We start from the raw sequence: 13,074 nt of genomic DNA on the forward strand, positions 1-13,074 counted from the left end.
CAAGGTTGACGACATCCTCGTCAAGGGGTCGCTCAGGGCAAATGATGAACTCATCAGAGCTGCAGTCGTCATCGAACGCGCGGCTAGACTCTGTGCATGCCTAGCCCAGCCGCCTCCAGCAACCGGTTCGAGCGGCGCCGCGCCGTGACCCGTCACGCGCTCATTCGCGCCGCCCGGCAGATACTCGCCGAGAACGGCGACACCAGCGCCAGCATCCAGGCGATCGCCGAACGCGCGGATGTCGGCTTCGGCTCCTTCTACAACCACTTCGACTCCAAGACGGAGCTGTTCGAGGCGGCGGTGGTGGACGCCCTGGAGGAGTTCGGCCAGAACTTCGACGAGCACCTGACCGGGATCGACGACCCGGCGGAACTCGTCGCGTCCGGCTTCCGGCTCAGTGCCCGCATGGCCGACTCCCACCCGGAGCTGATGCAGGTCCTGCGCCGCCGCGGCCTCGGCCACATCCACTCGGACAACGGCCTGGCCCGCCGGGCCCTGCGCGACCTCGAGGCCGGTCTCGCCTCCGGCCGCTTCACCCCCGTCGACCCGGCGGTCGCCCTGTCCGCACTCGGCGGCACCCTGCTGTCCTTGGCGGAACTGAGATTCGCCCGCCCCGACCTGGACGGCGACCAGGCCGCGATCGACCTCGCCGAGATGGTCCTGCGCATGCTGGGCGTACCCCCGTCCGACGCACACGAGGTCGCCCGGCGCCCCCTCCCTGACACCGCCGCACAGGCCACCCCCACTCGGTAAGCGGCGGGGCAGGCCCCGGGACAGCCGAGCGGCCGACCAAAGCCGACCCGATCGCGTCCCACGCGGGTGGCGTACGACTGGCGTGCCGGTGCAGCCCCCGGGAGCGCTCCGCAACGGCGGGAGGCGTGCGACTGGCGCGCAGGTGCAGCCCCGGGAGGGCTCCGCTACGGCGGAGGGGTCGAGTGACGGGCTTGTCCGCAGCGTCCATCCGCACCTTCAGTACTGGGAGCGGCTCGCGCGGGGCGGCTTCGTCCACCAGCGGACAGAGATTCCCGTCCAGGACGTGGTCGGGCCCGACACTCCGGTGACAACGCTGCCCGGCGCATCCGGGAGCCGAGCGCCGGAGGTCGACCGAGCTCGACGTCACAGCGGAACCGATGGTCGGCGGACGGTTACCGACGAGGCTCGCACCTGCGCCGCGCCCGAGCTCGGCCGGACGGCCCGGCCGACACGACGACATTCCGGCCCCAGCCGACGTGTGGTGCCGAGCGATGCCCACCAAGCTTGACCCCAGAAACATCAGACTTGATAGTTTCCTCAATACGTCCGTACGGTCAGCGTGTCATCCGACCCCCGCACCTACTGAGGCCCCATGACCACCACCCCCCACCAGGACACCGAGGCGCCCGTCGCCACCGGACGCGGCGGAACCCGCGGTGTGCTGTTCGCGATGTGCCTGTCGCTCGTCCTGGTCGTCGCGTCCGTCTCCGCTCTCAACCTCGCCCTGCCCGACCTGGCCATCGACCTGTCGGCCTCCAACGGGGCCCTGACCTGGATCGCCGACGCCTACACCGTCGCCCTGGCCGCCCTCGTGCTGCCGCTCGGCGCGATCGGCGACCGCCTGGGCCGCCGTAACGTGCTGATCGTCGGCACAGTGGTCTTCGGCACCGCGTCCCTGGCCGCCTCGTGCGCGGACTCCACCAGCACGCTGATCGTCTGGCGTGCCGTCATGGGCCTGGGCGCCGCGATGATCATGCCGGGAACGCTGTCGACGATCACCGCGGCCTTCCCGCCCGAGGAACGCTCCAAGGGCGTGGCCACCTGGTCGGGCTTCGCGGCCGCCGGCGCGATCATCGGCATGCTCGCCGCCGGTGCCCTGTTGGAACAGTTCTCCTGGCGCTCGATCTTCGTCACCAGTGCCGCCGTCGCCCTGGCCGCCGCGCTCGCCGCCGCCCTGCTGGCCCCCAACACCAAGGACGCCCACCCGCACCGCCCGGACCTGGCCGGAGCGATCACCACCGCCGTGGCCATCGGCACCCTGGTCTTCGCGATCATCGAGGGCAACGAGCAGGGCTGGACGGAGCCCGTGGTGATCGGCGCCTTCGTCGTCACGGCGGCCTCCTTCGCCGCATACGCCTACCTGGGCCTGCGCACCGAGCACCCACTGCTCGACCCCGCCCTGTTCGGCATCCGGGGTTTCCGGGCGGGCGCCATCACCGTCCTGGTGCAGTTCATGGCCGTCTTCGGGTTCTTCTTCGTCGGCCTGCAGTACCTGCAACTCATCCTGGAATACAGCCCGTTGAAGGCCGCCGTCGCCCTTGTCCCGGTCGCGCTGGCGGTGCTGCCCACCTCGCTGGTCACCCCGCACCTGGTCCACCGGTTCGGCATGAAGGCGGTCATGTCCGTCGGCCTGCTGCTGCTCGCCACCGGCCTGTACGCGATCTCTCTTCTCGGTGTCGACTCCGGCTACCTGCCCTTCCTCGGCGGCCTGGTCGCGGCGGGCTTCGGCATCGGCCTGAGCGGTGCCGTCGGTACGGCGGCCATCACCGGCTCCCTCGGCCGGGGGCAGCAGGGCGTCGCCTCCGCCATGAACGACACCACCCGCGAGGTCGGTTCGGCGATCGGGATCGCCCTCATGGGCTCGATCTACGGAAGCCACTACCGGTCCTCCCTGCCTCACTCCGTCGATCAACTCCCCGCCGGTGCGGCCGAGTCCGTACGTCACTCGGCGGCCGCCGGCCTCCACGTCGCCGACCAGCTCGACACCCGGGGAGCCGCCCTCGCCGAGGGCGTCAAGAGCGCCTTCATGGACGGCTTGTCCGCCTCCCTGATCGCCGTGAGCGTCGTCGTGGTCGCCGCAGCGATCGGCGCCCTGCTGCGCGCACCGAAGACACCACCGACGGCCGACTGACCCCTGCGGCACCGAGGTCCGTGGCGATGTGATCGAGGCACTGCGGACCAGACACTCCGCAATGAGGCGCAGACGTCTGGTGCAGCATCACGGGCGTCGGGCGACCGCGGCTGGTCCGAATCGGCTGGCCCCAATCGGCGGCCCTGCACGGACCACGACTCGCTCCGCGGCGCAGCTGCGCAGAACGCAGCCGCCGGGCCGACCCGCGACCTCATACCCCCGCTCGAAGTGCAGCTGAGGCCGTCGGAACCGGCCGGCCGCCCGGCCGGAGAGCAGCGACACACCCGGCAGTCGGTTCAGGCTGCCGGGCGAGTCTCCTTCCCCGCCCACGTTGGCGCCGGGCAGTGATCGCGCCGGTCGACCGGCAGCACCGGCCCGCATCCTTCCGCGGCGGAGTCCTCATGGCCTGCCAGCCGCTCTTCCGCGGCGCGTGCTCGAATCGCGGACCGCACACCCGTGACGCCCATGGACCTGCGCTTGACACGATCACCTTATCGGTAACAGTGTAGCCATTATGAGTATCTGGTCTGAGCCGCAACCCGATTCCCGGTTCGTGGCAGTGGGTGGACTGCAGATCCACTACAAGCGCGCCGGACGCGGCCCCGCACTCGTCCTGCTGCACGGCAGCGCCTCGTCGCTTCAACACTTCGACCACGCGGCGGCCCTGCTGTCGGAGTCGTTCGACGTCATCCGCCCCGACCTGCCGGGGTGCGGCCTGACAGGCCCTCGCACGGATCGCGACTACCGCATCCCCGCCTACACCGCGACGGTGGCGGACTTCCTGGAGGCACTGGGCGTGCCGTACTACGCGGTGGCGGGCAGCTCACTGGGCGGCAACATCGCCTGGAACCTCGCGCTGGACCAGCCGGAGCGGGTGACCGGTTTGGTGCTGGTCAATGCCACCGGCTATCCGGAAAAGGAGGTACCGGCAGGCCTGCGCCTGACCCGCAACCCGCTCCTGCGCCCTCTGTTGCGGCGAGTGATGCCCCGCGCCGCCATCGAGCGCAACCTGCGCGCGAACGTCGGCCCACACTCGACCATCGTGGACGACGCCATGGTGGACCGCGCCCACCAGCTCATGAACCGACCGGGCAACCGCTCGGCGTTCGTCGACTTCTGCAACACCGACCAGCCCGACCGCAGCGCGCAGATCCCCCGCATCACCGCACCCACGCTCGTCCTGCGCAGCGCGGCCATCGACGGTCAGCACTTCACCAGCGACATTCCCGGCGCCGAGGAGCTCGTGCACCCGCACGGCGGTCACCTGCTGCCCGAAGAGGAGCCCCGGTGGGTCTCGGACGCGATAACGCAGTTCCTCCGCTCCTCCACCGACACCCCCACGCACTGAGGCCAAGGAGGCCCGTCTCATGAAGTACTTCGTCGCACCGGGCGAGGACCGACAGCTCACCGCTGAATCGCGGCAAGCCCTGCGCGGCAGTTTCGCCGAGCTCTCCGACGGCGTCACGCACTACGAGCTGAAGGGCCCCGAGGACGGCGAGCTGGTCGTGATGGCGGGCGGCCTGACCATCCCGCTCTTCTACTGGGACGCCCTTGTGACCGAACTGAACGCCCGCGGGCTGCGGACCCTGACCTGCAGCGCGTACGGCCGGGGCTACTCGGACCGGGTGCGGGCGCGATACGACGAAACCCTCTTCACGCGACAGCTGGCCGAGCTGATCGAACGGCTCGGCCTGTCGACGCGCCCACTGCACCTCATCGGCACCTCCATGGGCGCCCTGGTCGCCATGACCTACGCCGCCCGGTACCGCGCGTCGGTGTCCACCCTGACCGTCGTCGGACCCGCCGGTCTCGCCAGACCGCGACCGACCTCACCTCACCGGCTCCTGCGCAACGACCTGCTCGCCGGAGTCGTCGCCCGCCGGCGTGGCCGCCAGATCCTCCAGGGCCATCTCGGGCACAACGTCCGCGACCCTCAACTCGGCGCGAAACTGACGGACATGGTCCTCGACGCCTTCCGCTTCGAGGGCTCGCTGTACGCGGTCTTCGACACGTTGCAGCACCTGCCGGTCTCCGGCCGGGACGACCTCTTCCGGCAGACGGGCGCGCTGGGCATTCCCACACTGCTCCTGTGGGGCGACGAGGACGACGTCACCCCACTGACCCACCTCGAGACGGCTCGTGCCCTGCTCGCGCCCCAGCAACGGCACGTCGTTCCTCGCTGTGGGCACATGGCCCCCTTCGAGCGCCCGGGCCTCGTGGCCGATCAGATCGTCCCGTTCGTGGCCGCACGCACCGAAAGGCTTGACTCATGAGGAACCCGCAGGTCATCGACGTACTGGTCATCGGGGCGGGTCCCTCGGGCTCTACCGTGGCGATCGACCTCGTACGGCGCGGATTCGACGTACGGATCGTCGACAGGTCCCCGCATGCATTCGACGGCTCGCGTGCCAAAGGCATCCAGCCCCGCAGCCTCGAAGTCCTCGAGGACCTCGGCGCCCTCGACGACGTGCTGGCCGGCGGCAGCACCTACCCCAAGCTCGGGATCCACGCGGGCCCCCTTGCCGTGCCCTGGAAGATGTTCACCCACCGGGAGGCGACCCCGGACGTCCCGTACCCGAACACCTGGTTGATCCCGCAGTTCCGCACGGACCGCGCCCTGCACGCCCGGCTCTGCGAGCTCGGCCGCGAGATCGAGTTCGGCAAGGAACTGACCGAGCTGACGCAGGACGAGGACACGGTGGTCGCCAAGGTGGTGGGCGCGGACGGGGTCGAAGAGATCGTCGCCCGCTATGCCGTGGGGGCCGACGGCGGCTCCAGTGCGGTGCGCAAGCAGCTCGACATCGGTTTCGTGGGGACGACGGACGAGGCCGACCGCGTGCTGATCGTGGATGCCTCCGTCAGTGGCCTGGCCCGCAACCGGTGGCACATGTGGCCCGGCCTCGGCGGCAAGCTCGTCGGCGCCTGCCCGCTGCCCCACAGCGACATGTTCCAGTGGATGATCCGGCTCACGCCCGACGAGAAGCCGCCCCAGGAGATCGGCGCCATCATCGACCGGATCCACTCCCACACCCGCAACCGGCACATCCAGCTGCACGACATCCACTGGCAGTCCGTGTTCCGGCCCAACATCCGTCTCGCGCAGCACTACGGCCGCGGACGTGTCTTCCTCGTCGGCGACGCCGCGCACGTCCACACCCCGGCCGGTGCCCAGGGCCTGAACACCGGTATGCAGGACGGCTACAACCTCGCCTGGAAGCTCGGCCAGGTACTCGCCGGAGCCGACCCGGCCCTGCTGGACACCTACGAGGCCGAGCGGCAGCCCATCGCCGCCGGGGTCCTGGGACTGTCCACGGAGAAATGGGGCGGCATCGCCAAGCTCGACCCCTCCAGCATGAAGCGCGGCAAGGACGAGCAGCAGCTCTCCCTGACCTACTACGGCGGCCCGCTCGCCCCCGCCGACGGCGACAGCAGCGACACCAGCACGCTGCACGTGGGCGACCGCGCGCCGGACGCCCGACTGCTCGGCGCCGACGGCGCCGAGACCCGCCTGTTCAACCTCTTCCAGGGACCGCACTTCACCGCCATCGCCTACGGCCCCGGCGCCGCCCGGGACCTCGAACTCCTCAACTGGCCGACGACAGGCGCCCAGCTGAAGCGACTCACGGTCGGATCGGCCGCGGGCTTCTCCGACCCCCGGAACACGCTGCGCAGTGCCTACGGCCTGAACGGCGACACGCTGCTGCTGATCCGTCCCGACGGCTACGTCGGGCACATCGCCACCCGGGACTTCCTCACCAGCACACAGGCGGCCGTGCGGGCAATGACACCACGAGCAAGGAGCCGCACCATGTCCCAGCAGAGCCGCACCTCCCCCGGTTCGGGGGCCAACGCATGAGCCGCGTACTGCTGCGCGGCGCGCAGGTCATCACGATGACCCCGGGCCGTCCCGACGCCGAGCACGCCGATGTCCTCATCGACGGGGACCGCATCGCCGGCATCGGCGGCAACATCGAGGCGCTCGACGCCGAGGTCGTCGACTTCTCCGGCCGTATCGTCATCCCCGGCCTGGTCAACGCCCACCTGCACACCTGGCAGACCGCACTGCGCTCCGTCGGCGCCGACTGGACGCTGATGGAGTACCTCACCCACCTGCACGGCGAGTGCGTCGGTCACTACACCCCGGCCGACATGCACATCAGCAACCTCGCCGGCGCACTGACCCAGCTCACCTGCGGTACGACCACCGTGGGCGACTGGTGCCACAACGCCCTGTCGCCCGAACACGCCGACGCGGCCGTCGAGGGCCTGCTCCAGGCCGGGATCCGCGCGGTGTTCCTGCACGGCACCCCCTACCGCTCGCCGGACACACCCCACCCGCTCACCGAGATCGACCGGCTGCTCGACGGGCCCGTGCGCGAGCACGCCCTCCTCACCCTGGGCATGGCCATCCAAGGGCCGCAGTACTCCTCCGTCGACACCGCGGTGGCAGACTTCCGGGCCGGCGCGGAACGCGGCCTCGTCGTCTCGATGCACCAGAGCGGCGGAGAACCCTCGCCCGGCTGGGAAGCCGTGCGCGACGCCGGACTGTTCAGCCCCCTGACCAACATCGTGCACGGAATCGACCTGCCCGACGACTGGCTGAAGATGCTCATCGAAGCGGGCGTCACCTTCACCACCACCCCGGAGAACGAACTCGGCCAAGGACACGGCACGCCCATCACCGGGTCCCTGCTACGCCTGGACTCGGCGCCCTCCCTGGGCACCGACATCGACACCGCCGTACCCGGCAAGGTCCTCACGGCGGCCCGCATCGCCCTGGCCCACCAGCGCAGCCTGGACCACGCCCAGCACCGACAGGCGACCGGCACACACGCAGGCACCGCTTCGGTCACCGCCCGACAGGCACTGGCCTGGGCCACGGTCGAAGGGGCGAAGGCACTGGGCCTGGCCGACCAGGTGGGCCGGATCGAGGTGGGCATGCAAGCGGACCTGGTCGCCGTCGACGCCCGGGCCCTCAACCTGTGGCCGGCCCACGACCCGGTCGCCACGGTCCTGCACGCCGACATCGCCAATATCGAAGCGGTGATGGTCGCCGGCGTCTGGCGGAAGCGGGATCACGTCCTGCTCGCACGCGGCCTCGACGAGGTCAAGGACCGGCTACGCGAGTCCGGAGAGCGACTGCTGCGCAACATCCGAGCCGCCAACACTCAGGGCTGACGCCCCGCAGCAGTCTCGATACGGGCACCGCGCGCCGAAGACGAGGCGCCGGGAACCTGAGCATGCGCATGCTCACCTCTCAAGCTGCCACGGACCGCGGAGCGGGATCTGCCCGAAGGAGCAGTCCGTTTCCAGATGTTGTCCGCGTGATCACGTCACTCGGTCAGGCCTCGTCACGCAGGCGGGCAAGCCCGCTGAGGAGAAGTTCAAGGCCGAAGGAGAACTCCTCCTCGATCGGAACCGGCATCGAGCCGGCCACGGTGGCGGTGGCCGGGAACCGGTCCGGATCCACGCTCTGAAAGGCGGCCGCGGACTGTCTGTCGTCGGATTGTCCTGCGCCACCGCGCCTGTTGGTCTGCACGGCGAACCCGAGGACGTAGCGGGCCAGGGTCGCGTACGCGTACGCGGCCGCTCGCGGCGGGAAACCACTGTCCAGAAGCACCGCTACACAGCGCTCCCGCAGCACCATGGCGTTCGCCCCCATGGGAGTCTGCTCGACCAGCAGGCGCGCCGCGTTCCGGTGCCGGGCCAAGGCGTCGAACATGGTGTGCGCGACCGTTCGCAGCGCCCGCTCCCAGCCCATCGCGAGAAGCTCGTCGCCGTTCAGCTCGACAACGCCGAACATGCGGTCCACCACGTGAGCGACCAGAGCTGCCCGGTTGTCGAAGTGCCGGTACAGCGTCGCCGTGCCGGATCCCAGACGCTGGGCCAGCGTCCGCATGGAGAGGGCGTCGGAGCCCTCCTCGTCCACGATCCGCAGTGCGGTGGCAACGATGCGCTCCAGCGGCACGGCCGGCCGTCCCGGGGAACGCCGGGCTGATGCCGCGCCCGCTCGTGCAGGACCAGGTTCTGCCACGGGACGTCCCACCTCCTCGCACAGCACCATAACAGCAACGCCGTAGCCGATATGAGGAGCGTCGGGCGGACGAGACGCGTGCGCAGTACGCCTTCGGCACCAAGGCCATCGCCCAGCTCACCGCCTGGCAGAAGCCCGGCGGCGCCCTCTACTCGCCAGTCCCGTCCACCATCTGGACCGCCGAACTGCCCGTCCAGATGCTCGCCTCGGTGTGGTCCTTCGGCACGTACCACCTCTACACCGGCAACTCCGGCGCCGTCTCCGGCACCTACCCGGCGGTGAAGGCGTACCTCAACCTGTGGAGCCTGGACGGCGACGACCTGGTCAACCACCGTGCCGGGAACTGGGCTGGGAGGACTGGGGCAGCAACATCGACGCCCGCGTCCTGGACAACAGCTGGTACTACCTGGCGCTCGACACGGCCATCGCCCTCGCCGGACTCAGCGGCAACAGCGGTGACGTCGCCGCCTGGCAGGCCAAGCGCGACAGCATCAAGGCCAACTTCGACCGCGTCCTGTGGAACTCCTCGAGGAACGAGTACCGCTCCCCCGGCTACAACGGTGACACCGACGACCGCGCCAACGGCCTCGCCGTCGTAGCCGGCCTCGCGCCCGCCTCCCGCCACCGCGCGGTCACCGAGGTGCTGCGCACCCACCTCAACGCCAGCCCTTACATGGAGTTCTATGTCCTGGAGGCGCTGTACCTGATGGGTGCGGCCATCGTCGCCGAGGAACGCATGCGTAACCGCTACGCCGCCCAGGTCGCCGACCCCGCCTGCTACAGGACAAGGCGGGCGGCGCCGACAACCACGCCTGGAACGGCGGTCCCCTGTACACCCTGTCCGCCTACGCCGCCTGACCCTCACCTCCCCCAGCGGAACCACCGCGCGGGTCGGGGTCCCGACGTACCGCGGCTCGTCACCGGTCATCAAGGCCAACGGAACCACCGTCTTCACCGGCGGCTCCTCCACCGGCAGCGTCACCGGCCTCGCCTACGCGAGCAAGGACTCCTCGTACTCCTCGTACGTCTACTCCACCCTCCAGCCGGGCACCTGGACATTCACGGTCACCGGCGCCGGCCGCCTCGACGACCTCGCCCTCGGCCGACCCGTCTCCAGCAACAGCAGCCTGGAGAACGGCGACTGGGGCAAGAACCGGCTCACCGACGGCAAGCTCACCAGCGTGACCGGCGCCAAGGGCTACACGAGCAACGACTTCCCCGCCGCCGACGTCAGCGCCAACCCCGTCTGGATGGAGATCGACCTCGGCGCCGACACCGACCTCGACGCCGTATGCCTCTTCCCGCGCACGGACACTCCTGCGGTCGGCGGAGCCACCGCGGGCTTCCCCGTCGACTTCACGATCCAGGTCCGGGCCGACAGCGCCACCGCGTACACCACCGTCCGCACGGTCACCGCCGAACCCAACCCGGGCGGGCTGGTCCAGACGTACGGCTTCAAGACCACCACCGATTCTGCGAACCGTGCCTGAGCATCGACTGACTTGTACTGCAGAGGCGGCCCTCGAAGTCGAGAACCGCATGCTCCTGGAACAGAACGCCGCCCTGCGACGGACCCTTCACGAGGTGCAGAACGAGCTGCGCACGCTACGCGCCCACGAACTGGGTGCCCGCCTCCGCGACGGCCTGAACGCCCGCTCGCTGCGTGACACGGAGATGGAGGAACTGCGCGAGCAACGAGACGCCGCACTCGCAGCCAGCCACCAAGCAGAGACCGCCATGCAGGCACTCCGCAACGTCAACCAGCGGCTGATGATCGAGAACAGCCGGCTGATCGCCGCAGATGCTCCGCAGGCATCGGACGAGGTGCCTTTCTCGCGTCAGTGTGATGAGATGGGACCCTTTTGATATGCCCATGCCGCCTCTGTTCGGCTGGGCGAGGGGGGACCATGAAGAAACGCACGTACAGATACGCCGTCACGCGAGTTGTCGCTGCGGTGTTGGGCGTTCTCGCTGTACTCACGTCGATGTTGGTGTCAGCCAGTACCGCGCAGGCGGCTCCTTTGCCGCTGCCTGGCGGGAAGGCCAACTGGGTCGTCTCCGTGGGGGGGCTGGCCAGCGGCAAGGATCCGGGCAATTGGGTGCGGCTCGGTTACTACGTCTTCGACCCGGACGACGGCACCGTCACCACCAACTACTGGTCGTGGTCGGAGGGCGCTCAGCCGAAACGGGTCAACACTGTGAAGGCGGATTGCGATGGGACCGTTCCTCACTGTTATGTCCGGACGGTCGAAGGATTCACTGGCGACCCGACGGGGGGATACCGAGGCCGGTTCGAGTACGACGCCTCTGGTCGGCTCGTTGTGACCTGGACGGCGGACAGGTACGGCAACGACATCCTCGATCTCAGAGAGACCTGGAACCTGGAGACGAGCCTCGTTGCTGGCGGCGTGGCCCGCATCACCAGCCCGACGTACTACACCAACACGGGCACCGACGCGAAACCGGGCGCGGAGGTCCCTGCATCGGGCTCGTTCACCAGCTACGACGCCACCTTCGGTATCGGGTACGGCAGCAACTACTCGCTGGACTCGGCCAGTCGCGTGAACATGAGCGAGCTCGCGAACAACAGCGCGTACAACACGCTGCAGTACAAGGGCACCTTCGTCCGGGTCACGGGGGAGCAGCTCGGCCGTGAGTGGGCAGGTGGTAACTGGACTTTCAGTGGACAAAAAGGCGACAACTCCGCCAACCCGTGGCAGAAGTGTGACGGCGCCGAGTGCCTGGGATTCGTGCAGCACGGTACGTCCTGCAGCGACGACAACGACCCCGACAAGGACCGGGCCCGATATATCGCTGAGATTGGTGGCGGGCGACGCAACACCGAGGAGTACTGGTGCATGCTCCTGGCAGGCAGCGGCGACTGCTATGCATACAATTCCCATCCGAGACCGATGCTTCAGATCATCGATGATTCCGGTAAGTTCCAGGGATGGGTCGGCGCCGAGGTGTTCACCCATGTGGACACAGGTACCGGGCAGCCGGACAACGTCTGGAGCAAGTACTACACGGGCATCTTCGACACGGTGTCTCCCGACCTGAAACCGCAGATCCCAAGCACTTGGAACGGCCGACAGGCAGTGCCTGGATTCAGCCTGTCGTATGGCAACAGCGTCGCTACCGGTGATCTGGCGTGGAAGAAGGACGCCCTGCAGTTCGGTGGCAGGAACTTCGTTGTGAGCGGCTGCCGTTTCGTCGAATTGGTCGCCACCGGTGTGGACGGGACGACGCGGAGAGGCACGTCCAGTCCACTGTGCGTCGGTATGGAGTCCGATGGAACCCGCGCCTTCAAGGGAGAGTTGGGGTTTGCCGGTGGTGCGACGAGTGTTCTGATCTCCTACTGGGTGTCAGAGGATAGCGGCGACACGTACTCGACTAAGGGCGTCCTGGAGTGCACACCGCAGGCCTGTGTCAATTCCAGCAGGTATCCGGTGACCGAGTTCAAGGTGGGCTACGGCAACAGCGTGGCCACGGGGTCGCTGACGTGGTTCAACCAGTCTCTTAGTTTTGAGGGCACGAATCACGTCGCCAGCGGTTGCCGCTTCGTCGAACTGATCGCCACTGGAGCGGACGGCTCGCAGAAGCGAGCCACATCCAGCCGGTTCTGTGCCTCCGGAGGAGACCTCGCGTTCGGGCCGCAAAAGATCGACTTCTCTGGCGTTGTCGGCGGCGCCACCAATGTGGTCGTGACGTACTGGGTGTCAGACGACGGCGGACTTACCTACGCCACCAAAGAGACGGACAAGTGCACCCGCGACGGGTGCGCCACCGACATCGATGCTCGGAACCGGGTGACCGAGTTCAAGGTGGGCTACGGCAACAGCCTGGCCACGGGGTCGCTGACGTGGTTCAACCAGTCTCTTAGTTTTGAGGGCACGAATCACGTCGCCAGCGGTTGCCGCTTCGTCGAACTGATCGCCACTGGAGCGGACGGCTCGCAGAAGCGAGCCACATCCAGCCGGTTCTGTGCCTCCGGAGGAGACCTTGCATTCGGGCCGCAAAAGATCGACTTCTCTGGCGTTGTCGGCGGCGCCACCAATGTGGTCGTGACGTACTGGGTGTCAGACGACGGCGGACTTACCTACGCCACCAAAGAGACGGACAAGTGCACCCGCAACGGGTGCGCGTAGCACCCCAC

Annotated in this window: 10 protein-coding genes; 9 read left to right on the top strand and 1 reads right to left on the bottom strand. The window is 68.7% G+C overall.

The window, feature by feature from the left end; all coding sequences use genetic code 11:
* The first annotated feature begins 96 nt into the window (after positions 1–96).
* The 6 genes from OHN19_RS00605 (at position 97) to OHN19_RS00630 (ending at position 8,062) form a co-directional block, all read left to right on the top strand.
* Positions 97–753, top strand: coding sequence for a TetR/AcrR family transcriptional regulator (locus tag OHN19_RS00605; protein ID WP_330262151.1), 657 nt, complete (start codon positions 97–99; stop codon positions 751–753).
* A gap of 592 nt (positions 754–1,345) precedes the next feature.
* Positions 1,346–2,884 (top strand): MFS transporter, encoded by a 1,539-nt coding sequence (locus tag OHN19_RS00610; RefSeq protein WP_330262152.1) that lies wholly within the window; start codon positions 1,346–1,348, stop codon positions 2,882–2,884.
* 514 nt (positions 2,885–3,398) lie between these two features.
* Positions 3,399–4,232 (top strand): alpha/beta hydrolase, encoded by an 834-nt coding sequence (locus tag OHN19_RS00615; protein WP_330262153.1) that lies wholly within the window; start codon positions 3,399–3,401, stop codon positions 4,230–4,232.
* Positions 4,233–4,251: 19 nt separating this feature from the next.
* A complete protein-coding gene (locus tag OHN19_RS00620) occupies positions 4,252–5,157 on the top strand; it encodes an alpha/beta hydrolase (protein WP_330262154.1) in 906 nt (301 codons plus the stop codon).
* On the top strand, positions 5,154–6,740 hold the full coding sequence (locus OHN19_RS00625; RefSeq protein WP_330262155.1) for an FAD-dependent oxidoreductase: 1,587 nt from the start codon (positions 5,154–5,156) through the stop codon (positions 6,738–6,740). Before OHN19_RS00620 ends, OHN19_RS00625 begins: the two co-directional genes overlap by 4 nt.
* Positions 6,737–8,062 carry an amidohydrolase family protein gene (locus OHN19_RS00630; RefSeq protein ID WP_330262156.1) on the top strand — a complete coding sequence of 442 codons (1,326 nt, stop codon included), beginning with the start codon at positions 6,737–6,739 and terminating at the stop codon, positions 8,060–8,062. Before OHN19_RS00625 ends, OHN19_RS00630 begins: the two co-directional genes overlap by 4 nt.
* Before the next feature lie 163 nt (positions 8,063–8,225).
* Here the strand turns inward: OHN19_RS00630 and OHN19_RS00635 are convergent, their stop codons facing one another.
* Positions 8,226–8,852 (bottom strand): TetR/AcrR family transcriptional regulator, encoded by a 627-nt coding sequence (locus tag OHN19_RS00635; RefSeq protein ID WP_330262157.1) that lies wholly within the window; start codon positions 8,850–8,852, stop codon positions 8,226–8,228.
* Positions 8,853–9,628: 776 nt separating this feature from the next.
* On the opposite strand from OHN19_RS00635, the gene OHN19_RS00640 reads away from it, so the two are divergent.
* From OHN19_RS00640 to OHN19_RS00650, 3 genes are read left to right on the top strand one after another with little or no spacing between them, the layout of a single operon-like run.
* On the top strand, positions 9,629–10,408 hold the full coding sequence (locus tag OHN19_RS00640) for a discoidin domain-containing protein (protein ID WP_330262158.1): 780 nt from the start codon (positions 9,629–9,631) through the stop codon (positions 10,406–10,408).
* Positions 10,401–10,784, top strand: a complete 384-nt coding sequence (locus tag OHN19_RS00645) for a hypothetical protein (protein WP_330262159.1) — start codon at positions 10,401–10,403, stop codon at positions 10,782–10,784. The genes OHN19_RS00640 and OHN19_RS00645 overlap by 8 nt, the downstream gene beginning before the upstream one ends.
* A 41-nt stretch (positions 10,785–10,825) precedes the next feature.
* Entirely contained in the window at positions 10,826–13,066 is a 2,241-nt protein-coding gene (locus OHN19_RS00650; protein ID WP_330262160.1) for a hypothetical protein, read from the top strand.
* Positions 13,067–13,074 lie beyond the last annotated feature (8 nt).

The organism is Streptomyces griseorubiginosus, from assembly GCF_036345115.1.
GTDB lineage: Bacteria > Actinomycetota > Actinomycetes > Streptomycetales > Streptomycetaceae > Streptomyces > Streptomyces griseorubiginosus_C.

Excerpts from the sequence above, each read along its gene's own strand:
- OHN19_RS00610 (WP_330262152.1), top strand. The coding sequence starts at position 1,346 with ATGACCACCACCCCCCACCAGGACACCGAGGCGCCCGTCGCCACCGGA.
- OHN19_RS00650 (WP_330262160.1), top strand. The coding sequence starts at position 10,826 with ATGAAGAAACGCACGTACAGATACGCCGTCACGCGAGTTGTCGCTGCG.
- OHN19_RS00615 (WP_330262153.1), top strand. The coding sequence starts at position 3,399 with ATGAGTATCTGGTCTGAGCCGCAACCCGATTCCCGGTTCGTGGCAGTG.
- OHN19_RS00605 (WP_330262151.1), top strand. The coding sequence starts at position 97 with ATGCCTAGCCCAGCCGCCTCCAGCAACCGGTTCGAGCGGCGCCGCGCC.
- OHN19_RS00625 (WP_330262155.1), top strand. The coding sequence starts at position 5,154 with ATGAGGAACCCGCAGGTCATCGACGTACTGGTCATCGGGGCGGGTCCC.
- OHN19_RS00630 (WP_330262156.1), top strand. The coding sequence starts at position 6,737 with ATGAGCCGCGTACTGCTGCGCGGCGCGCAGGTCATCACGATGACCCCG.
- OHN19_RS00620 (WP_330262154.1), top strand. The coding sequence starts at position 4,252 with ATGAAGTACTTCGTCGCACCGGGCGAGGACCGACAGCTCACCGCTGAA.